Source organism: Anaerotruncus sp. G3(2012), assembly GCF_000403395.2.
Taxonomy (GTDB): domain Bacteria; phylum Bacillota; class Clostridia; order Oscillospirales; family Ruminococcaceae; genus Anaerotruncus.
This window is the reverse complement of the sequence record NZ_KE159678.1, coordinates 157,147-179,757: the sequence shown is the minus strand read 5'-3', so window position 1 is coordinate 179,757 and position 22,611 is coordinate 157,147. Positions and strand designations below refer to the sequence as shown.

Genomic DNA, 22,611 nt, shown 5'->3' with positions numbered 1-22,611 from the left:
TTTGCTCTGTCCAATCCACCAGAGCGTTCTCAAAATTTCACCCGATTCTTCCAACCCACCGAAGGCTTTTTGCAGGTGAAAAAGCCTCCTGCGTCAAACTCCCCAAAATTTGAAAGATGAGGTTCCGTTTTATGATTTGCAGAGAAAACCACGCCTATCCCCCTTCCATGGCTGAAATCAGTGATTATATCCATAACCCTTTGTGGGATACCTTTTGCGCATATCTGGAAAAAAACTACCGCGTAAAACCAGCGCTTGCCTTCAGCAAATGCAGTTGGGAGCCTGGATGGAACATCAGGTTCCAAAAAGGGGGCCGGTCTTTATGTACGGTATACCCGAGAGAAAATACCTTTGCTGTAATGGTTGTCATCGGCAGAAAGGAAAAGGAGCGTTTCGAAGCAGCGCTTCCCTCCTTCCGCCCCGAAATCCAGCAGATCTATCGGGATACCCAAGAAGGCAATGGACAAAAATGGCTGATGATCGAATTGGAGAATCACGACGTCCTGTATGAGGATGTCAAACGCATGTTGGAGATCAGAGCCTCTGGAAAAGTAAGGCTCAGCAGCGCTCCAGAATGACAGCGATCGCCGTCACATCGTCCTCGTGGCCGTCGTTGCGGCGGCGTTTCGCCTCGGTGACAATCCGTTCGCTCAATTCTTTGGGATCGTCCCCGGAGAAGTGCTCCAATTCGCTGACAATCCATCCATATCCGCTGGTGACCGCCCCGTCCGAGACCATCAGGATCACATCCCCTTCGCGCAGGGTAACCGCGTTTTTCTCAAAGCTGACCCCGCCCAAGATGCCCACCGGCAGCGAGCTCGATTCGACATATCCCCCCTTGCCCGACTTGCGCAGGAAGGTCGGTGCAGCGCCCGCCTTATAGAACTCGGCACAGCCGGTGTAAAGATCCACCCCGGTGATATCGATGGTGGCGAGCGACTCCTCCCCCGACTTGACCAACAGGGCCGAATTGACCAGCTTCAGCGCTGCGTCCAGACTCACTCCCGCTTCGATCAGCCGTTTGAGCAGTTCAGCGGTCATTGTCGAATCAACTGCCGCCGCGCCGCCGCTCCCCATCCCATCCGAGAGGATGATGTTGACCCGCCCCACCTGCGGGTCTGCGTAGCTGTAACTGTCGCCGCAGAGACGGGACTCCCCGCTGCCTGCCTGGGAAGCGCCCCACCGCACCGTGTAAAATGCCTTTTCGGTGAAGGTCAGGGTGCAGATGGTTTTGTCGAGCGAGTCCCGCCTGGCTGGCAGCTCAAATTCCCGTCCGCACAGCTCGGAAAGCCCGCAGGTCAGCTCTTCCGCGCCCAGGCGGTTGAATTTATAGACTGGAATGACCAGCTCGAGGGTCATATTGGCGCCGCTGTCTAGGGTGCAGGAAACCCGGTCCGGAAACACCGAGAGAGATTCCAGATATGTCCTGACCTGTGCGGCGGTCTGGCTGTCCTGCGCGGCAAGCGCGCCCAGTTCCCGCCCCATCGAATCAATCATCAGGGCCATCCCTTCAAACTGGTCGGTGACCACCCCGCGCACCTGTGCGACCTTCCGGCGCATCGTCTCCCGCGCAGTGAATTCTGCAAATTTCCGGCTGATCTGCTCGGAAAGTACGGCAAGGCTGGGGCAGGCCCGCGCAAAATAGTCCGGGAAATCCAGCTCGGAAAGCCGGCCGGTTCTGCGGAGCACCCCGAGCATATCGTTCATCACATTGCTGGTATCGCTGTATCGAAGCTGCCAGCAGACCGTCCTGTTGCGGCACCGGCGGCAGACCTCGTCCGCCGCGCAATGGTAGACCGAAGAGACATCCCCGCTGACCATCCCTGCCAGCTTCTCGTTCACCCTGCGGGTGGTCTCTGCGACATCCCGCAGCGCGCCCGAAATATTTTCGATCCGCCCGGTGAGCATCTCCCGATAGGTATCCTCCTGTACCGCGTCACCCTGTGTCCCACGCATTGCCAGACGCTGCATCCGTTCGGTCGAAATCAGCATCGAAAAAGCGCTGGCGACAAAGATTTCCGCAAGCAGATGGTAGTCCGCACCCGAACGGGAAGCGAGCATCGCAAACAGGTTGATGAGGATGAACACCCCCGCCGATGCAAACCTGCCAAGCGGGGCAAACACCCCTGCGAGCAGCCCGCCAAATCCATAGGTGCCCATCAGGAACGCCTGTCCGCCGCCGAGCAATCCTGCGGACACCCCTGCCGCGACCCCTGCAATAGCACCGCCTGCTTCGCGTGCAGCCTGTGCGGCGAGCAGGATGGTCAGGCAGGCGAGCACCCGACCAACCGAAAGTCCGAAAAGGTGCAGGTTGACCAGTGCAAGAATCGCGATGCAAAAGGTAATCATCACACTGGTGATGTCCGACTGACGGGCATTTTCAAGCCCTTCCTCCATCGCGTGGATCGTACGGGAGAAAAAATATCCTGCACAGCAGGCAAGAAGGACCTCCGAGACCGCAAGCAGCAGGTCGTAGATTCCTCCGCCTGAAATCACCATCAGCGCAAGGGACGGGATTCCCAGAGCAGCAGCGCAGAATGCCAGACGCGGAATGCGCAGGCTCCTGGCAAACGACCCGCTCTCCCCTCCCCAGCGCAGCAGAAAGAGCAGGAGCATCGCCGCCACATATTTAATATTGGTTACCAGACGGAACGAGGCGAGATATCCAAGCGTCGCTCCCAAAACGGCTGCTGCATAATCCTTCTTTTTGGCCGCAGCCGCAAACGCAACCCCAAAAGGCGCCAGGCCACCCAGTACAAACGCATTCGCCGAAAGGAAGCCGGTTACCGCACATACAAGATACTCCATCTCCAGCCGGTGTGCACGCAGCGTCTGCCGCGCCCGCGCCCCCAATGCCGCTCCGGCTGCTCCTGTTCTGTTCTGCATAAAATTCACCCATTCCTCATATACTGAAAAGTTTATCTGTTTCTACCTATTGTAAAGAGGGTGGGGCGCAGAAGTTGTCTAAAGCGGGTGTCGGATTTTGCGGACCTGCATCCGCGTAAAAGGATTGAAAACAAATGGGATTTATGCTAAAATAAATTCCATACGTACGCTGCCCGCGCTGCTTGGGAGCTTTTGAAAACATGCAGGATCATTTTTATATCGTTCAGCCATTTGGCAGAAAGGTCGTACATAACCATGGTTTATCAATTTTCCGACAGGATGGCCACCCTTCAACCCTCCCTGATCCGGGAGATTTTAAAATCCACCTCCGACCCATCGGTCATCTCGTTCGCCGCAGGCAATCCGGCTCCGGATGCCTTCCCGGTCGCGGATGTACAGCGGATCGCGGCGGAAATACTCGCTGAACAGCCGATCATGGCCCTGCAATATTCGGTTACCGAGGGATACATGCCCCTGCGTGATGCCTGTAAAAAACTGCTCGAAACCCATTACGGCATCCCGATGCGGGACAACGAGCTGATTATCATTTCAGGGGCACAGCAGGGCGCCGACCTCACCGCCAAGGCATTGGTCAATGAGGGGGATACTGTTCTCTGCGAGGACCCGTCGTTTATTGGATGTCTGAACTGCTTCCGCTCCTACAACTGCAACCTGGTCGGGGTCGAGATGGAGCCTGACGGGGTCAATCTGGAAAAGTTCGAGCAGGCGATGAGGGAGCAGCCCAATGTCAAACTCTTCTATATGATACCCAACTTCCAAAATCCGTCGGGTATCACCACCTCCCTCGAAAAGCGGAAAGCGGTTCTCCGCCTCGCCGAAAAATATAACGTCCTTATATTGGAGGACAACCCATACGGCGATCTGCGCTGCTCCGGTGAGCCGGTTCCCAGCATCAAGTCGTTCGATGAAAGCGGCGCTGTGATCTATGTCGGCAGCTTCTCCAAACTGCTTGCACCCGGTATCCGGGTCGGGTTTGTCGCCGCTCCCAAACCGCTGATCGCCAAAATGACGGTCGGAAAGCAGTGTTCCGATGTGCATACCAATATGCTTGCTCAGATGATCTGTGAGCGCTGGCTCACCACCTGCGATGTTGAAGCGCATATCCACAAAATCCAGGAAATCTACAAGCGCAAGTGCAGCCTGATGCTCGACTGCATCAAAAAGGAGTTTTCCCCGGCGGTTTCCTACACCGTACCAGAGGGCGGCCTGTTCGTTTGGTGCACCCTGCCCGAGGGCGCCGACATGATGGCATTCTGCAACCGGGCAGTCGAAAAAAAGGTCGCGATCGTGCCAGGCTCGGCCTTCCTCGCCGACCAGACCGCCCCTTGTCGTGCGTTCCGCCTCAACTTCTCCACCCCCACCGATCAGGCAATCGTCAAGGGGATCGAGATTCTCGGACAGCTTACCCGTGAATGGTATCCCGCCTGACCGATTCTAATTTGAAAGGAAAGATTGCCATGGAACAGAACAATCACAAAAAAATCACCTTTTCCGGCATCCAGCCGACCGGAATCTTCACTCTGGGCAACTACCTGGGTGCGGTTCGCAACTGGAAGCTGATGCAGGAAGAATACAACTGCTGCTATTCGATCGTTAACCAGCACGCGATCACCGTCCGGCAGGATCCCAAAGCCCTACGGGAAAATACCCTCTCTGCCTATGCGCTGCTGCTCGCCTGCGGGATTGACCCGGAAAAGTCGATCGCATTTATCCAGAGCCATGTCAAAACCCACGCTGAACTGAACTGGGTCCTGGCCTGCTATACCCAGTTTGGAGAGTTGAGCCGGATGACCCAGTTCAAAGACAAGAGCGCCCGCCATCCCGAGAATGTGAATGCCGGACTGTTCACCTATCCAGTGCTGATGGTGGCGGACATCCTGCTCTATCAGGCTGACCTCGTTCCTGTTGGGACCGACCAGAAGCAGCATGTCGAGCTGGCCCGCAATGTCGCGCAGCGGTTCAACGGGATCTATGGGAATGTGTTTACCATCCCCGAACCGTATATCCCCAAACTCGCAGCAAAGGTGATGTCGCTCCAGGAACCGACGAAAAAGATGTCCAAGAGCGATGGCAATCCCAAGGCGTTTATCAGCATCCTCGACCGCCCTGAAACAATTATGAAAAAGTTCAAAAGTGCAGTCACTGATTCGGAAGGATGCGTCTGTTGGCGTGAGGGGAAGGATGGAATCAACAACCTGATCTCGATTTACAGCGCAGTCACTGGGCAGAGCTTTGAGCAGATCGAGCAGGCATTCGCGGGCAAAGGGTATGGCGATTTCAAGCAGGCGGTAGGCGAAGCAGTCTGCGAGGAGCTGCGCCCAATCCAGGAGCAGTATGGCAGCTATATGAAGGAAAAGGCTTACCTAGAGGATTGCTATAAGGCGGGCGCGGAGAAAGCCGAAAAGTTCTCCCAGCGGACGCTGGATAAGGTCTATAAAAAAATTGGGTTCCTGCCTAAATAAGTGCGGCGGGGGCGCGTAAAAAAATGCGCACAGACTGGATTTGTATATCCGTCTGTGTGCATTTCTCTTTTGGCACAAAATTTAATTCCATTTTCCTGCCAACATAATGCTGACACCATCCCCTATTGGATACTTGTTGACGCCCTCTCCGTATTCTTTCAGAAATTCTTCTACCGCAGCCTTGACCCCCTTGTATCCCGCTGAATAATAATCATGGACTAAAATGACACCCTGTTCCGTCATTTTATCCCTGAAGAAACACAGCCCATTGTATGTAGGTAAATATAAATCCATATCCAGATTTACAAAGCAGAATTTACTTTCTATTCCTATCGCTGTATCCGGAAAATATCCTTTATGAATACGGCACTGTTCCGGGTGTTGCATTTTTTTCATAACAATCTCAACAGACGATTCATTAAGATGTCCCGCCTTTTCATCTGAGAAGGTATTTTTCGTTTCTACAGCAACATCTCTTTCGTCAAACCCTTCAAATGTGTCAAATAAGTGAAGAATCCTTTTCGGAAAGAAGGCATTTATCCATTTCGCATAGTCCCCGCAATATACACCGGCTTCTGCCACATCCGCTTCCTGTTCATATTCATTCAATAAGAAGGATAAATTCCCCAAAAACACTTTGCGCGCTGCTAACGATACCCCAATGTGAGATGTAATAATTTTTTCCTCTGGTATTCCCAATTTCAAGCATTGCTGATGAATCTCGTCAAATCCTCCAAATGCTGAAATAATAACTGCATCATATGTCATATTGACCAGACATTCCTCAGGATTGCAGATTGGAATGTCGAACAGCAACTCCCCCCATCTCTCATGATTATTGTCCGCGAATGCAATCACCTCATCTTTTGAAGCAATTTCACTGTACAATATACGACCAGTTGTACCAGCTCCAAACATAATCACCTGCATACGAATTCCTCCTTATTGTTTTAAACTTGGATCCTTGGCAAATCAGCCTCATCGGTATCTTGCCATTCATAGGCTCAATCATCGCCTCAAATCTTTTTTTATCTGTGTTGTAGATATTTCAGGGGTCCTTGGCAAATAGACCACTTCACAATAATCTTTTAAAAAATCAAACTTTCCCCGCCAATCATCTCCCATAACAAATGTATCTATTTTATATAATTGTATATCGTTGATTTTTTGTTCCCAATTTTCTTCCGGGATAACCAAATCCACATATCGGATAGATTCTAAAAGCTGTTTACGCTCTTCGTAAGAAAAATAACATCTTTTTTCCTTTTCATTCCAATTAAATGCATCCGTAGAAAGCGCCACAATAAGGTATTCACCAAACTCCTTTGCCCGTTTCAGCAAATTGATATGCCCATAATGTAAAAGGTCATATGTACCATATGTTATAATTCGCTTCATTTTATCACATCTTCCTTTTGTTTTATCTAGGGGCTGTTTGAAAAATCGAAATAGCCGTCTTTTTCTACAAAAAGCGGCGGCTGCCGCGTCAAAAATGCGCGGAATACAGCAAGTATTCCTGTGCTTTTTTCCTTGCGGCCGCTCACTTTTTACGAACCATCCGTCTATTTCTCTATTTTCAAACAAGCCCTAATCTATCGACTGCTTATTGAGTAATCTATCTATGATGTATTTTCCGCCAGCCATTCCACTTTGTCCTGGATTAAAAAGACATTCTCCCAACAGCTTTTCGATAGACTGTGCGTATGCGTCAGCCTGCATAAGCAGCTTTTCAACCACTCTTTCAATCTCTCCAGCTGTATCAGGAGAGATTGACCTTCCGATTTTTTCCCGGATTTCTATATCCAGCGGTATCCTTTTCAGCCGTTGATAATCTGGATTCATAACCTTCATTGGCGTATTTACAAAAAGCGTAGGGCGCTTGGTAGCAAAAGAAAATTCGTAACAAATGGTTGACCAGTCTGTAATCACAATATCAGATTCAAATACAGTCTCATTGGAAGAAAAGTCCGTCTGAAGTTCAAATCCACTGCTGGATTGGCCGAGCTTATCCTTATAACGGCTTTTCAAGATAGCAATTTTTTGAGGATACCGCTTACAATACTCTGGATGTGGACGCAGAATAATATGATATTTCCCACACAGCAAAGAATCCAAGAGCGGATCAATACAGGTATCCAAAATATTATCAGGCTGCCAAGACGGAGCAATCAAAACCTGCGGTTTCTCCTTTAACCGCTTTGATAAACTGCTATCATATGCGGTCATAACCGAATCTAAAAGTCCATAGCCACAGGGCACAAGTGTCTTTGACGGGAGGTTATAAACATATTCTTCTTCCCGCAATTCCTCAATCTGATATGGGCCAATACAAAAAATGGTATCAAAATGGGCAAGGGCGCAATTTCTCAGCAAAAGGTTTGTGCTTCCCACTCCATGGGCGGTATAAATATACTCCACATCTTTTTTTACATAACTTTTTTTGAGGTAAAAATTATCTAGGTCTGGAGTTGTCATGACCACCATATCGGCATCCATTTTCATCATCAAGGTAATCAGCCGCTTTTCCCCAATATAATAGGGCCTGATTCGAGGTTCCTTCTGTGCCTTTTGAAAGATTGCATCATTGGGGTCACTGGTGATATAGTGTATAGAAAGATTGGAATGCTGCAGTAGGTAGTCAATCACGTCGGCAAAATACTTGTAAAATCCGCTGCTCTCCGAGTAAAAAACCAGATGCTTGTTCGCAATCGAAAAGAACCGCTTATAATCGGCCTTTTCCCGCTGTCTGTCCTCTTTGGAGACACGCGACGAAAGGGAGTCAATACCTGCAAGCTCCTGCTTACTTTGTTCCAGAGCCTCATAGTCGACATAGTTTCGGGCCGGCATAACCGCATTTAACACCAACTGCTGTCCGATCGTCAAAAGATTGCTGGCGATCCAGTAAACGCCTACGCCAACCGGTACAAATGCCCCCAGGAGCAAGGATATGCCGATTGAGACGCCGTTTGCGGCCCACTGGCTTGCCCGAGCCTGCTCCCGCTGAAGCGGATTGAATTGGTTCTGTGCGAGCCCCAGCAGAAGTGCAGAGCCGCCCGCGGCCAGCGGCATCAGCAATGTCATCCCTCCCGCTTGAGCGGGAGGGACGGAAAGTACACTTTCCGTCCCTGCAAGAAGGGCCTGCACCGCACCAATCACCCCGATCAGCAGTGCAAGCTGGATAAACATGGGGACTGTGCTGGCCAGTGGATGGTATCCGCGCTGTTTATACAACGCCTGTGTTTTTTCCGCAATGGTATCTTTATCTCCGTAGTACTTCACTTTCAGCCGGTTCAGCTCGGGCATCAGACGGATCATCGTGATCCCGTTTCTATGTGTCCACAGGGAAACCGGGAACAGAATCACCTTGGTGAGCAGCGTAAAAATAAGAATCGCCGCGAGATAATGCCCCACCATGCGATAACAAATCATCATTAACGCATTTAGTGGGACTGCCAACTGTTCTGTCAAACTCATCTTTTTCTCCTAAACTCCCTCTTTTTATCTTCCATAACCAGATCAGCCGATAATTTCTGATTATCTTACAGAAAAAACACCGCTGAATATTCAGCGGTGTTGCGTGCAAAATTAAAGTGAAAAGGTCATCTTTCCTCTTGGATGCTTTTCTGCCAGAAGTGAGGTAAGCCGATTGACAGTCACATGGGTATAGATTTGCGTGGTTGAGATGGAGCTGTGTCCCAACAGAGATTGGATATATCGGATATCCAGCCCAGCTTCCAGCAACGAAGTTGCAAAAGTATGGCGGAACATATGCGGGGTCACATGGCTGGATACACCAATCCGCTTCAAATATTTATTGATAATCCGTCTGACCGATTGCGGAGAGAGGGGACGCCCCTTTTGGTTGAACAGGATAGCGCCCTGATTTTGTATCTCCTTTGAAAATTCATTGTCATAAATTTTAGTAAGATGAACCAGTTCAGGTGTCGTGATTTGTATGATCCGCTCCTTTCTGCCCTTCCCATTTACCAAAAGCCGAAGTCCGCTATCAGTCAACAGGAACGTTTCCTTGGATAATGCACATAATTCTGATACCCTAAGCCCTGTACTAAACAGAAGCTCCAAAACGACTATATCACGCAACACCCATCGGCTCCCTGGCCTATAGTTGTCATAGGCGCTTTGTAAAAGGTCATGCACGATCTGGCTGGGAATGATGCGCGGCAGTTGTCTCGGGGAATGAATCCTAATCTGGAGCCTGTCAAAAGGATTTTCCTCAAGTTCTCCTTTCACCTTCATCTCATGATAAAAAGCCCGGATGCTTGCCAATTTTCGTTTCACCGAACGCGGGGCGAACTGCTGATTCAGATATTTGATATACTGACCCAACATATCCTGGTCTGCCCAAACGCCCCCTGTAAAGACCCAAAACTGCTGTAAATCAATGCGATAAGCTTTTATGGTATTCGGTGACAATCGTTTCTCAGCTTTTCCTGTTTCAAGATAATCCATAATCTGCGATAATAGCTGCTGCATAATCCGTCCTCCGCTTTCTAAAAAATTTATTTTTATTATGGCCGTTCTTAACTGCCATGTCTACAATTGGAGGATATGAAAACATCCATCTTTTGCTAAATATGGTCTCTCTTCCGCTGTTTTCTACTATAGACTTCCTGATTACGCCAAATAAAAACTTCTTGAATACACTCTGTTTCTACCAAATAGGGTATTGCAGTTTGTCAAAAAATCCTGTAAACTATAGACTAGATAATCAGAAATTATCGGCTGATCTGGTTATGAAAGATAAAAAGAGGGAGTTTAGGAGAAAAAGATGAGTTTGACAGAACAGTTGGCAGTCCCACTAAATGCGTTAATGATGATTTGTTATCGCATGGTGGGGCATTATCTCGCGGCGATTCTTATTTTTACGCTGCTCACCAAGGTGATTCTGTTCCCGGTTTCCCTGTGGACACATAGAAACGGGATCACGATGATCCGTCTGATGCCCGAGCTGAACCGGCTGAAAGTGAAGTACTACGGAGATAAAGATACCATTGCGGAAGAAACACAGGCGTTGTATAAACAGCGCGGATACCATCCACTGGCCAGCACAGTCCCCATGTTTATCCAGCTTGCACTGCTGATCGGGGTGATTGGTGCGGTGCAGGCCCTTCTTGCAGGGACGGAAAGTGTACTTTCCGTCCCTCCTGCTCAAGCGGGAGGGATGACATTGCTGATGCCGCTGGCCGCGGGCGGCTCTGCACTTCTGCTGGGGCTCGCACAGAACCAATTCAATCCGCTTCAGCGGGAGCAGGCTCGGGCAAGCCAGTGGGCCACAAACGGCGTCTCAATCGGCATATCCTTGCTCCTGGGGGCATTTGTACCGGTTGGCGTAGGCGTTTACTGGATCGCCAGCAATCTTTTGACGATCGGACAGCAGTTGGTGTTAAATGCGGTTATGCCGGCCCGAAACTATGTCGACTATGAGGCTCTGGAACAAAGTAAACAGGAGCTTGCAGGTATTGACTCCCTTTCGTCGCGTGTCTCCAAAGAGGACAGACAGCGGGAAAAGGCCGATTATAAGCGGTTCTTTTCGATCGCAAACAAACATCTGGTCTTTTACTCGGAGAGCAGCGGATTTTATAAGTATTTTGAGAATATTATTGAGTATTTACTTACCCATTCAAACATTATTATACATTACATTACCAGCGATCCTGATGACGCAATCTTTCAAAAGGCACAGAAGGAACCTCGAATCAGGCCCTATTATATTGGGGAAAAGCGGCTGATTACCTTGATGATGAAAATGGATGCCGATATGGTGGTCATGACCATGACCGACTTAGAAAATTTTCACATCAAACGTAGCTATGTACGAAAAAATATTGAATATATCTATGTTTTCCATGCCCCTCTTAGTTTTATCATGACATTGCGTGACGGGGCCCTTGATCATTACGACACGATCTTTTGTACTGGGAAAGGACAAGTAGAAGAAATTCGTAAAATAGAATGTCAATATTCACTTGCAGAAAAAAATTTAATTGAATGCGGATATAGTGTCATTGAAAACATGAGGCGACACTACTTAGAGAATGAGGAAAACTACAGAAATCAAACTATAAAAAAAATACTAGTAGCCCCATCTTGGCAAGAGGATAATATTCTGGATCTTTGTTTAGACCCCCTTTTGAGTTCGTCTCTACGAGACGGCTGGCAGATTATTGTCAGACCTCATCCTGAATACGTCAAAAGATATGGAGCTCGTTGGAAGAAGTTACAAGATCAATATAAAAATATATCCAAAGATAAATTGATCTTACAAAGCGATTTTTCCTCTAATGAAACGGTATACAGCGCAGATGTTCTTATCAGTGACTGGTCCGGTATTGCTTTTGAATATGCTTTCTCAACTAGAAAGCCGGTGCTATTTATTGACACTCCAATGAAGGTAGCAAATCCCAATTATGCTGATACAGTTGCAGAACCATTAAACCTGACACTAAGAGGAAAAATAGGAATTCAGCTAAAACCGGAACAGACAAATCAAGTGGGAAAATCCCTGGAATATTTATTGGAGCATGCAGCAGACTATTCTCAAAAAATTGCCGAGCTAACGGATGAGTATCTTTATCATATGGGGCATAGCGGTGAGATCGGTGGTCGCTATATACTTTCAAGTCTTCAGAAAAAAGCAAAAAATAAACCGCAAAATCTCCATTAGGCTAATAAATAATCGAAAGATGGAATGAATTTCATATGAATACTTTAATTTTAAACTCTGGAGCAGGTACCCGTATGGGAGAGCTCACCTCTCAACATCCAAAGTGCATGACAGAAATACAAAAAAATGAAACTATCATCAGTCATCAGCTTAGATTATTATCTCAGTCTGGGGCCGACAAGGTGGTTATCACAACTGGTCCGTTTTCTGATATTCTGGTGGATTACTGTTACTCGCTAAAGCTTCCATTGAAGTATATATTTGTAAATAATCCCCGCTATCATGAAAGCAATTATATTTATTCTATTTATCTTGCGCGTAAACATCTACGTGGAGACGACACACTCCTAATGCATGGAGATTTGGTCTTTGAACCATCTGTTTTAGAAAAAATAAAGACAGCTTCAACCAGCGTTATGGCTGTCAGTTCTACTGTGAATCTTCCTGAAAAAGATTTCAAAGCTGTTGTTTCAGAAGGGCGGATACAAAAAATAGGCATAGAGTTCTTTGATAATGCTGTCTCAGCACAACCTTTGTATAAATTGCTAAAGAAAGATTGGGAATTATGGTTAGATGAAATAGAGAGCTTCTGCGAAAAAGGAGATATCACCTGCTACAGTGAAAATGCTTTTAATTGTATTTCATCTGAATGCTTGATTTATCCGTTTGATATAAAAAATGCCCTTTGCAGAGAAATTGATACTCCAGAAGATAGAGAGGTAATTTCGTCTGCCCTTGAAAAAATTTCAAGTAAAAATTAAGAAGAGGGGGATGAATATGCCTCAACTGATATGGATGGGGAATGAAGGATATTTTTATTTAACAACCTATTTAAAACAAAAAGAAATCAAAAAGCTATTTTTAGTGTGTGATCAAGCTATCGCCCATTTACCTTTAGATCACTTTTTTACTCAATTGGAACAGTTAGGAATCACTATTACACGTTTTAATAATTTCTGTGTAAATCCCCGCTATGAATCCATTGTTGACGGAGTAGAATGCTTCCTGCAATCAAAAAGTCAAGCAATTATTGCAATCGGTGGCGGTAGTACAATTGATGTAGCAAAATGCATTAAGTTGTATAGTACCATGGATTCAAATACCTGCTATTTAGAGCAAAAAATTATTCCAAATAAAATTATGCTAATTGCTATCCCAACGACTGCAGGAACCGGCAGCGAGGCGACTCGCTATGCTGTAATTTATCAGCATGGAGAAAAACAGTCTATTACACATGAAAGCTGTATTCCATCAGTTGTCATCCTTGACCCTTCTCTTTTAAAAACTTTACCAGATTATCAAAAAAAATCAGCTATGATGGACGCTTTATGTCATGGAATTGAGTCTGGATGGTCCATTCATTCAAATGTTGAAAGCATGGAGTACTCATTAAGTGTAATCAAAAAGATTATGAAATGGATGCCAGATTATCTGGAGGGAAATCCCGAGGCTGCAAATGAAATGTTGACATCTGCAAACCTTGCAGGGAAAGCAATCAATATCACGCAGACAACTGCCAGTCATGCGATGAGTTACAAATTGACTTCTCTTTATGGTATCTCGCATGGACATGCTGTAGCAATATGCCTTCCCCATCTATGGAAATACATGAGGACGCATCTAAAAACGAAATGCATCGATCCCAGAGGATATAAGCATGTAGAGCAGAGCCTTATAAAATTGGCAGAAGCACTGGGATGCCCTGATACAATATCTGTTGAACAATATTTGATGAATATCCTTCGGAAGTTGAAATTAACTGCACCGCAATCTTGGAAAAGGGAAGATATTCTTATCCTTGCAAATTCGGTAAATCCCGTTCGCCTAAAAAATAATCCTATAATGCTAGACTCACAAGTATTAATGGAATTGTATGGAGAAATTTTATTAAATACTTAGCAAGGGGGGGTAAAATAATATGAATATCGAAAATTTTGTAGATGCTCTTGATGCAGATTTTTTTGCCGGGGTGCCGGATTCTCAATTAAAAGCTCTGACAGCATTTCTGTTCGATCGTTATGGTATCTCCTCCCAGCATGTCATTGCCGCGAATGAGGGAAATGCGGTTGCACTAGCCGCCGGGTACCATCTGGCAACCGGAAAAGTCCCTGTCGTTTATCTGCAAAACAGCGGACTTGGAAATATCATCAACCCTGTCGCTTCTCTGCTCCATCAGAAGGTATACGGGATTCCTTGTCTCTTTATTGTTGGCTGGCGTGGGGAACCCGGTGTGCACGACGAACCGCAGCATATTTTTCAAGGCGAACGGACAATCGAACTGCTCGAACAGATGCAGATTCCCGCTTTTGTTATTGGCCAGCATACAACTGAGGCGGAAGTCCGCTCCAAACTTGAGGAATACCGGGAGGTATTTCATAAAGGCGGACAGGCAGCTTTTGTTGTCCGGAAAAATGCGTTGGAATATACACAGCAGACCTCATTTTCCAGCCATGGCATCATGCGCCGGGAGGAGATTTTGTCCCATATTCTGGACGCCGCAGACGAGAACGATCTGTTTGTTTCCACTACAGGGATGGCCTCCCGTGAGCTGTTTGAGCTCCGTGAAGCCCGCGGGCAAGATCACGCCCGTGATTTCCTGACTGTTGGTTCGATGGGGCATTGTTCTTCTATTGCGCTGGGGATCGCACTTCAAAAGCCGGAACGCAGAGTCTGGTGCATTGATGGCGATGGCAGCATTCTGATGCACATGGGTGCTCTGTCGGTAGTAGGTGCGAACGCCCCAAAACGGTTCATCCACGTCGCTATCAACAACGGCTCCCACGAATCGGTAGGCGGGATGCCCACTGTGGCAGGAAATCTGGAGCTTTCCCAGATTGCGAAGACATGTGGCTATACATATGTTGCGTGCGCCGCTGATTTTGATGCATTGGATGATGCCTTGCAACGATTGAAACAAGCCGAAACACTGTCTTTTCTGGAAGTGAAGGCGGCGACTGGCACACGAAAGAATTTGGGAAGGCCCACAACCTCCCCTATTGAAAATAAAATCTCTTTTATGAATTTTTTAGCAGGGAAATAACGGTCTCTTTGCAGGCCCCAACCGCGTCCGAAGCCTGCAGAGGAAGGAAAAACATTCATAGAAAGAGAAAAGATGGTGAACAGAGCTTATGTCAGACAAAAAAGTATTTATGTGTATGAGCACCGATGTGATCCATGGTGGTCACATCGAAATCATAAAACGTGCCGCAGAACTTGGGGAGTTGACAGTTGGTGTCCTCACCGATGAAATCGTAGCCACCTATAAACGTTACCCGCTCCTTTCCTGCGAGGAACGCATGAAAATTGTAGCCGGGATCAAAGGTGTTTCCGCGGTTGTCAAACAGGAGGACATCAGTTATCGGGAACCACTGCGCAGGATGCGCCCCGACTATGTGGTGCATGGCGACGACTGGGTCACTGGGTTTCAAAAGCCGGTGCGGGATGAATGCATCCAGCTTCTTGCGGAATATGGCGGGGAATTGATTGAATATCCTTACTCCATCAATACCCAGTACGACCGTTTGGAGGCCGCCGCCAGATCTCAGCTTTCCATCCCGGATATCCGTCGGGGCCGCTTGAAATGGCTGATTGAAAAGAAGAGCATGATTACCTGCATGGAAGCGCACACCGGTCTCACCGGTTTGATCGCTGAAAAAACAGTCATCATGGAAGAAGGGGCAATCCGGCAGTTTGACGGTATGTGGGTTTCCTCCCTTTGTGACTCCACCATCAAGGGAAAGCCTGATACAGAGCTTGTCGACTTCTCTTCCCGGATGAACACGATTAACGACATCATGGAGGTGACGACCAAGCCGATCATCCTTGACGGCGATACAGGCGGTCTGACAGAGCATTTTGTCTATACCGTACGCAGTCTGGAACGGGTGGGTGTCTCCGCGATCATCATAGAAGATAAAACCGGCTTGAAGAAAAATTCTCTTTTTGGTACAGAAGTCCCTCAGCAGCAGGACACCATTGAAAATTTCTGTTATAAAATAGCCGAAGGAAAGCGGGCGCAAAAGACCAAAGATTTTATGATTATCGCCCGCATTGAAAGCCTCATTCTGGAAAAGGGGATTGACGATGCCCTGACACGTGCACGAGCTTATGTAGCAGCCGGCGCGGATGGCATTATGATCCATTCCCGACGCAAGGAACCGGATGAAGTATTTACATTTGTCCAGCAGTTCCGTGAGGAAAACCAACGCGCGGTTCTTGTCGTCGTACCGACCTCCTATAATGCTGTATACGAAGAGGAGTTTAAACGTCGGGGGGTCAACGTGGTGATCTACGCCAACCACCTGATCCGCAGCAGTTATCCGGCTATGCAAAAGACGGCTGAAACCATCCTGCGCTGCCACCGCGCCAAAGAAGCGGACGAGCAGTATTGTATGCCGATCAAGAGTATCCTTTCCCTGATACCAGAAGAATAAGGACCTGCCAAATAGAAAAAAAGGCACCCCGCCCGGATATATCGGGCGGGGTGCCTTAGATTTTTACCGCTGGATAGACTCTGGATAGTTTGTGACTTTCATCGTCTCCTCATTGATATTCAGCCGACAGGCGGTGGTAATCTTCGCACCCTTTTTCACGGTCAGCTGTACCGGGTGTTCGGCATCCCCGCCAGTAGGGATCACATCAAGGACGGTATCCTGCCGGGCGGTATAGATCGACTCGAATTCGATCACCGACTGTCCATCGGTCGCCTCGGGGCGCAGTTTGACACAGAAGCTGCTGCCCTGGAACCCATCTTTATCGTAGTTTTCGCGGGTGATCGTCCAGACCAGTCCTCCACCGGTCGTGGTACGGATACGCTTGCTGAATTGGGTAGTGTCCCGCAATTGTGCACTGTCTGCCACCTGATAAGCATTCCCATCATCGTCCCGGACCCGGTCAACGATACGGCAGTAAACCGCATCCCCCTTGACCCCACGGCTGTACGGGGCGGCCAGCATCACATAATTATAGATCACCGTATTGGACAAAACCTTACATTCTTTGGAAAGCACCGGGCTTTCAGCAGCATACGCGGGAATCGCAATCCCGCAGACAACCAGGACAGCAAGCAGGACGGAAAGCAGTTTTTGACGCATCGGGGAAACCCTCCAATCAAATGGAAATCATGTGTACATCACAGACTGTCTGAAAAGATCGGACCCATCGGTTTTTTCCAGGAAACGGTACCTACTATTGATTTGTCCAATTTCAAACAGACTTTATCGTCCAAACAGTTAAGACAATCGCTTATTTTAACTGTCGGGCAAAACCCGCAAGCACGCTTCGCGTGCTGGGTGGCCGTGGAATCTGAAGGCGGCAGTCCTGCCGCGGATCTGAAAAGAAACAGACCACTTCTCTTCAAATGCTTCGATTATAGAATAAGCATAACAGGATAATATGTCCAAATTGTGACGAAATCGAAAATGATGCAGAAGGGTTTACAAACGGAGGGATTTTGCGTACAATAAGAGCAGGAAAACAAGGCATCTTTACGAAACAGACAGGAGAGAAAAACGCATGTTAGAACAAAAACGGATTAGTGTCATCGGCGGTGGGCAGATGTGTGAAGCGATCTTCAGCGGTGCGGTCGCAAGCGGCGTCGTACGCCCTGAGATGGTGACGATTACCGATCTGAATGAGGAGCGGCTGGTGGACCTTGCGACCCGGTATGGCTTCGCAACACTCCCCAACGACCCGCAGAATGAGGGGGCAAAGGAGGCGGCACGGCAGGGGGACATTCTGGTACTCGCGATCAAGCCGCAGTTTGCACGCGCAGTGCTTGAGGCGCTGCGGGATGAGCTTCGTCCTGACCAGCTGATCCTGTCGATCATGGGCGGCGTGACGCTGGACTTTCTCGAGGGATTCTTCCCGGAAAACCCGGTGGTACGGGTGATGCCCAATACACCGATGCTGGTGAGAAAAGGGGTTGCGGGAATCGCCGCAGGAAAAAATGCGCAGCAGGAGCATTGTGACCTTGTCAAAGAGTTGTTTGATCTGGTGGGGATCTCCTATCTGCTGCCCGAGCGTTTGATTGACCCGCTCACCAGCATCAGCGGCTGTGGGCCTGCGTTTGCGTATCTGATGATCGAAGCGATGGCAGACGGCGGTGTGGAAAACGGCCTGCCCCGGGAGATGGCAATTCAGCTCGCCGCTCAAACGCTTACAGGCTCTGCTGAAATGGTCCTACAGACCGGACGTCATCCCGCCGCACTCAAGGACAGCGTCTGCTCGCCTGGCGGCAGCACGATTGCCGGCGTGCACGCGCTCGAGGATGGCGGGTTCCGCGCTGCAGCGATCAATGCGGTTACCAAAAGCTGCGAACGAATGATAGAGGTCGGTAAAAAAGCCTGAATCGCTTCCCGCACTCCTTTCAAAAATTTTGCAGAATTATCGGGAATAAACGATTGTTTTTTTGAAGAAATTGCATTATAATGAGAGAAAATCATTACGCTGGATTGGAGGCGTGTTTCATGTCTAAAAGTTATGAAGCAATTAAACAATATCTGGACGATCAGGAATGGAGATATGACTACCGCGAAGAGGATGAATATTTCATTATGCGGATGAACATGCAGAGCGTTGACAGCTGCACCTGCATCATCCAGCTCAAAGAGAACGATGACTTCACCGTTTATTCTATTTTCCCGCTCAAGGTCGCGCAGGACAAGCTTGCGGCAGCGGCGGAATACATTGCGCGCGCCAACTACGGCTTGACAATCGGCAATTTTGAACTGGATTTCGACGATGGCGAGCTGCGCTACAAAGCGACCGCCCCTTGGAAGGACACGCCGGTGGACCCTGCGCTGATCGACCGGATTGTCAACATTGGCTTCTGTATGGTCGACCGCTACGCGCCTGGTCTGCTCTCGGTCCTGTACGGCAATGTTGCCCCAAAAGAGGCGATCGACAAGATCGAAAACAGCGAAGACTGACCACCATTCCCGCGCAAGGGGGATCAACAGAAGGAGGCATACCGATTGTTCCATCTATTCGGCCGCAGGCGCCCGGATGAATTTACCGAGCCGCCTCAGCCCGCGACCCTTCCGGTCAGCAGCCCGGAAGGATACGCATCTTATGTGCTGGCCTGCCGCAGTCGTGCCCAGCCCAAGTTAAAACGGCTGTTCGAGAACTATAACCTTGAGGAGTGCACCAGCATACAGCTCGACCACGATGTTGGTACTGCGTGGTTCCGGCGGTCGGATGGCAGCAATATCGTAAAGTTTTCCTATATTCCTGTTGGGATGCTGGCCGCCCCCATTGGCATGTGGCTTTGGTCGTGGGCCGACCCAGACAACCTGCTCGCCGAAAAATCCGCAAAGCTCAAGGAACTTGCTGCGCTCACTGGGCAGGAATTTTATGCGCTGCCCAATTTCCCCATTTCTGATGAGCAGCTTTATGACATTCTGGCGATCTCAGCAGACTATCTGGATGCGATTGCCCCCTATATCGCCCCGCTCAATGATGGAAACATGAAACTGTTCCTGGCTCTGACCGAGCGGATTGACTGACAGAAATACTGACCCTGTAGAAAAGCTGGATGTGCAACGCACATCCAGCTTTTTCATTCGGCTTATTTCATCAGCTTATCTAACAGGACAAGCAGCTCTTCGATCTTTTCATCCGCGCTGCCTGTTTCAAACGCCTGCCGTACACAGCTCTCCATATGCCCGCGCAACACCTCTTTGTTGGCGCGGGCGAGCACCGAACCGGTCGCCATGATCTGGTTTGAAATATCCATGCAGTAGCGGTCCTCCTCGATCATCCTGAGGATACCGTCGATCTGTCCGCGGGCCGTTTTCAGCAGGCGGCTCACCTGCTTTTTATCCGCCTGCATCAGGAAAGGGAGACGACTTCATAGCCCGCATCGACCACCGCCGCCTTGAGCTGTTCGTCACTGACTTTGCCTTGGGTCGAAATCGCCGCGCATTTCGCCTCGAGATCCACTTTTGCGGAAACCCCTTCGAGCGCATTCAGTGCCTTCTCCACCCGCGCACTGCAATGTCCGCAGGACATGCCTTCGATCATCATTTTCTTTTCCATACCATTTTCTCCTTTGTTCTCTGATTTGGTTTCTCCAACCCGTTCCGGCGTTGTGGCCGGAATGGGCGCGGAGGTATCTGCAACCGCCTTGCGGCGGGGCTGGAACAGCTTGAGGCGGAGCGCATTGGAAACAACACAGACCGAACTGAGGCTCATCGCCGCCGCACCAAACATCGGATTCAGCCTGAGTCCGAAGAGCGGGAAGAAAATCCCTGCCGCCAGCGGAATACCAATCGTGTTGTAGAAGAACGCCCAGAAGAGGTTCTGTTTGATATTGCGGATCACCGCGCGGGAAAGTTCGATTGCGGTCACCGCGTCGAGCAGGTCGCTTTTCATCAGCACCACATCCGCCGACTCGATCGCAACATCGGTTCCCGCACCAATCGCGATTCCGACATCCGCGCGGGTGAGCGCGGGCGCATCGTTGATCCCATCCCCGACCATCGCAACCTTTTTGCCGGTCTGCTGGATCGCACTGACCTCCCGCTCCTTATCCTGCGGAAGCACCTCCGCGACCACCCGGTCGATTCCGAGCTGCCGCCGGATCGCTTCGGCCGTCCGCCGGTTGTCGCCGGTCAGCATCACCACATCAATCCCCATCGACTTAAAAGCGTCAATCGCTGCCCTGCTGGTCGGCTTGACCGTATCCGCCACCGCAACCAGCCCGAGCATCCGCCCTTCCGCCGCAAAATAGAGCGGTGTTTTCCCCTGCTCGGAGAGTGTCTCCCCTTTCTGTTCGAATCCATCCGTTGGGACACCATTTTCCCGCATCATCTTCAGATTGCCCGCCAGGAACCGCTTCCCGTCAATCCGGGCCTCGATCCCCTGCCCTGCAACCGCCGAAAAGCCGGTCACACCGCGGAGCAGAAGCCCACGGGCAGATGCCTCCTCAACGATCGCCTCGGCGAGCGGATGCTCGGAAGGCTTTTCAATCGAAGCCGCAGCCGAAATCAGCAAATCCTCTTCCACGCCGGGCGCGGTTACCAGATCGGTCACCCGGGGCTTGCCTTCGGTAATCGTGCCGGTCTTATCCAGCACAACCGTGTTGATGGTGTGTGCTGTTTCAAGTGCTTCCGCCGATTTGATCAGGATACCGTTTTCCGCCCCTTTTCCGGTCCCGACCATGATTGCAACCGGGGTCGCAAGCCCCAGTGCACAGGGGCAGGAGATCACCAAAACCGCGATCCCGGTTGAGAGGGCGAACTCGACCGAATAGCCAGCTACCAGCCAGGCCACCGCAGCCAGCACTGCGATCCCGATGACCACCGGGACAAAGATGCCGCTGACCTTATCCGCCAGCTTGGCAATCGGCGCCTTGGAATTGGCGGCATCCTCAACCAGGGCAATGATCTGTGCCAGGGTCGTGTCCCCGCCAACCTTGGTCGCCTGGAACTTAAACCAGCCGGATTTGTTGATGGTGGCCGCGATCACCCGGTCGCCCGGATGCTTCTCAACCGGGATGCTCTCACCGGTCAGAGCGGATTCGTCCACCGCGGAACTGCCCTCGGCGATCTCGCCGTCAACCGGGATGCTCTGCCCCGGTTTCACGATCACCATGTCCCCCACAGCGACCTCTTCCACCGGGATTTCGATTTCAGTGCCGCCCCGTTCCACCAGCGCGGTCTTAGGCGCGAGATCCATCAGCTTGGTGATTGCTTCGCTTGTCTTGCCTTTGGAGCGGGTCTCCAGATATTTTCCCAGCGTAATCAGCGCAAGGATCATTGCGGCAGACTCGAAGTAAAGGTCCATCGAGTACCGGCTGACCATCTCACTGTCACCATGCCCCAGCCCGTAACCGATCATATAGATTGCAATAATCCCATAGACCATCGCCGCAGTCGAACCAATCGCAATCAGGGAATCCATATTGGGGGAGCCTTTGAACAGCGTCTTAAAGCCAACCTTATAGTATTTCCGGTTCACATACAGGATCGGCAGCGCGAGCAGGAACTGGGTAAACGCAAATGAAACCGCATTCGCATTCCCATGGAGCCAGTGCGGGAGCGGCAGTCCGGCCATATGTCCCATCGAGACATACATCAGCGGGATCATAAACAGGAACGAAACCACCAGACGAAACTTCATATTGGAGATTTCTTCCTGAACATGATCGACCGGCTTCTGCGCCTGCCGGACCGGCTGCGCACTGTGTACCGACGCTCCATAGCCTGCGTCCTCCACCGCATGGATGATCTGTGGGGCATCCACCGCGGCTTCGTCATACTCAACCGCCATATTGTTGGAAAGCAGGTTCACCGTGACTGCGCGGACTCCCTCCACCTTCGACACCGCTTTCTCCACATGCGCCGAACAAGCCGAGCAGGTCATACCCGTCACATCGAATTTCTGTTTCACCCTTATTCCTCCTTCTCACCCCCTCACAGGGGGTGTGGGTCTATAAGGCTATTTTATACCAATACAGTCTATTTGTCAAGAGATTGTACTGTCTCTGTTCCTATAGAAAAAATCAGATCACTACTAAACAATTGTTTGTCATCCCTCTAGTGTATGTGGTATAAT

The 22,611-nt window shown here is 49.6% G+C and carries 19 protein-coding genes; 11 read left to right on the top strand and 8 right to left on the bottom strand.

What is annotated here, in order from left to right; all coding sequences use genetic code 11:
• Window positions 1-167: 167 nt before the first annotated feature.
• Window positions 168-578: a DUF3788 domain-containing protein gene (locus C814_RS19975; RefSeq protein ID WP_242829027.1), complete on the top strand. Its 411-nt coding sequence runs from the start codon at window positions 168-170 to the stop codon at window positions 576-578.
• On the opposite strand, the gene C814_RS19970 is transcribed toward C814_RS19975, so the two are convergent.
• Window positions 559-2,886, bottom strand: a complete 2,328-nt coding sequence (locus tag C814_RS19970; RefSeq protein WP_022788582.1) for a SpoIIE family protein phosphatase — start codon at window positions 2,884-2,886, stop codon at window positions 559-561. The two genes, C814_RS19975 and C814_RS19970, sit on opposite strands and share 20 nt — an antisense overlap.
• A 255-nt stretch (window positions 2,887-3,141) precedes the next feature.
• Between C814_RS19970 and C814_RS19965 the strand changes: the two genes are divergently transcribed.
• Window positions 3,142-4,335 carry an aminotransferase-like domain-containing protein gene (locus tag C814_RS19965; protein ID WP_016317275.1) on the top strand — a complete coding sequence of 398 codons (1,194 nt, stop codon included), beginning with the start codon at window positions 3,142-3,144 and terminating at the stop codon, window positions 4,333-4,335.
• A gap of 29 nt (window positions 4,336-4,364) precedes the next feature.
• Window positions 4,365-5,369 carry a tryptophan--tRNA ligase gene (gene trpS / locus C814_RS19960; protein WP_016317274.1) on the top strand — a complete coding sequence of 335 codons (1,005 nt, stop codon included), beginning with the start codon at window positions 4,365-4,367 and terminating at the stop codon, window positions 5,367-5,369.
• A gap of 81 nt (window positions 5,370-5,450) precedes the next feature.
• Here trpS and C814_RS19955 read toward each other — a convergent pair whose 3' ends face one another.
• The 4 genes from C814_RS19955 to C814_RS19940 all read right to left on the bottom strand — a co-directional run bounded on the left by C814_RS19955 (window position 5,451) and on the right by C814_RS19940 (window position 9,863).
• Complete coding sequence (locus C814_RS19955) at window positions 5,451-6,299, bottom strand: TylF/MycF/NovP-related O-methyltransferase (protein WP_016317273.1); 849 nt, start codon at window positions 6,297-6,299, stop codon at window positions 5,451-5,453.
• 78 nt (window positions 6,300-6,377) lie between these two features.
• Entirely contained in the window at window positions 6,378-6,767 is a 390-nt protein-coding gene (gene tagD, locus C814_RS19950) for a glycerol-3-phosphate cytidylyltransferase (protein WP_016317272.1), read from the bottom strand.
• Between the two features lie 189 nt (window positions 6,768-6,956).
• On the bottom strand, window positions 6,957-8,843 hold the full coding sequence (yidC, locus tag C814_RS19945; protein ID WP_016317271.1) for a membrane protein insertase YidC: 1,887 nt from the start codon (window positions 8,841-8,843) through the stop codon (window positions 6,957-6,959).
• A 111-nt stretch (window positions 8,844-8,954) separates the two neighbouring features.
• Window positions 8,955-9,863, bottom strand: coding sequence for a tyrosine-type recombinase/integrase (locus C814_RS19940; protein WP_016317270.1), 909 nt, complete (start codon window positions 9,861-9,863; stop codon window positions 8,955-8,957).
• A 295-nt stretch (window positions 9,864-10,158) separates the two neighbouring features.
• Between C814_RS19940 and yidC (C814_RS19935) the strand changes: the two genes are divergently transcribed.
• The 5 genes from yidC (C814_RS19935) (at window position 10,159) to aepX (ending at window position 16,487) form a co-directional block, all read left to right on the top strand.
• Window positions 10,159-12,054, top strand: a complete 1,896-nt coding sequence (gene yidC / locus C814_RS19935) for a membrane protein insertase YidC (RefSeq protein WP_016317269.1) — start codon at window positions 10,159-10,161, stop codon at window positions 12,052-12,054.
• 35 nt (window positions 12,055-12,089) lie between these two features.
• On the top strand, window positions 12,090-12,815 hold the full coding sequence (locus tag C814_RS19930) for a phosphocholine cytidylyltransferase family protein (protein WP_022788580.1): 726 nt from the start codon (window positions 12,090-12,092) through the stop codon (window positions 12,813-12,815).
• A gap of 16 nt (window positions 12,816-12,831) precedes the next feature.
• Complete coding sequence (locus C814_RS19925) at window positions 12,832-13,953, top strand: phosphonoacetaldehyde reductase (protein ID WP_016317267.1); 1,122 nt, start codon at window positions 12,832-12,834, stop codon at window positions 13,951-13,953.
• A gap of 19 nt (window positions 13,954-13,972) precedes the next feature.
• The gene (gene aepY / locus C814_RS19920) at window positions 13,973-15,094 is read left to right on the top strand and encodes a phosphonopyruvate decarboxylase (protein ID WP_016317266.1); all 1,122 of its coding nucleotides are present in this window, start codon (window positions 13,973-13,975) and stop codon (window positions 15,092-15,094) included.
• An 88-nt stretch (window positions 15,095-15,182) separates the two neighbouring features.
• Window positions 15,183-16,487 carry a phosphoenolpyruvate mutase gene (gene aepX / locus C814_RS19915; RefSeq protein WP_016317265.1) on the top strand — a complete coding sequence of 435 codons (1,305 nt, stop codon included), beginning with the start codon at window positions 15,183-15,185 and terminating at the stop codon, window positions 16,485-16,487.
• A 63-nt stretch (window positions 16,488-16,550) separates the two neighbouring features.
• Here aepX and C814_RS19910 read toward each other — a convergent pair whose 3' ends face one another.
• Window positions 16,551-17,147 carry a hypothetical protein gene (locus C814_RS19910; RefSeq protein WP_016317264.1) on the bottom strand — a complete coding sequence of 199 codons (597 nt, stop codon included), beginning with the start codon at window positions 17,145-17,147 and terminating at the stop codon, window positions 16,551-16,553.
• A gap of 421 nt (window positions 17,148-17,568) precedes the next feature.
• Here C814_RS19910 and proC point away from each other — a divergent pair, with 421 nt between their 5' ends.
• The 3 genes from proC (at window position 17,569) to C814_RS19900 (ending at window position 19,559) form a co-directional block, all read left to right on the top strand.
• Window positions 17,569-18,402 (top strand): pyrroline-5-carboxylate reductase, encoded by an 834-nt coding sequence (gene proC / locus C814_RS19905; RefSeq protein WP_016317263.1) that lies wholly within the window; start codon window positions 17,569-17,571, stop codon window positions 18,400-18,402.
• 119 nt (window positions 18,403-18,521) lie between these two features.
• The gene (locus C814_RS0105715) at window positions 18,522-18,983 is read left to right on the top strand and encodes a YbjN domain-containing protein (protein WP_016317262.1); all 462 of its coding nucleotides are present in this window, start codon (window positions 18,522-18,524) and stop codon (window positions 18,981-18,983) included.
• 45 nt (window positions 18,984-19,028) lie between these two features.
• On the top strand, window positions 19,029-19,559 hold the full coding sequence (locus tag C814_RS19900; RefSeq protein ID WP_016317261.1) for a DUF6882 domain-containing protein: 531 nt from the start codon (window positions 19,029-19,031) through the stop codon (window positions 19,557-19,559).
• 62 nt (window positions 19,560-19,621) lie between these two features.
• Here the strand turns inward: C814_RS19900 and C814_RS19895 are convergent, their stop codons facing one another.
• Both C814_RS19895 and C814_RS19890 read right to left on the bottom strand, forming a co-directional pair.
• Window positions 19,622-19,885, bottom strand: a complete 264-nt coding sequence (locus C814_RS19895; RefSeq protein WP_016317260.1) for a metal-sensing transcriptional repressor — start codon at window positions 19,883-19,885, stop codon at window positions 19,622-19,624.
• Window positions 19,885-22,446: a heavy metal translocating P-type ATPase gene (locus tag C814_RS19890; RefSeq protein WP_016317259.1), complete on the bottom strand. Its 2,562-nt coding sequence runs from the start codon at window positions 22,444-22,446 to the stop codon at window positions 19,885-19,887. Before C814_RS19890 ends, C814_RS19895 begins: the two co-directional genes overlap by 1 nt.
• Window positions 22,447-22,611: the final 165 nt, after the last annotated feature.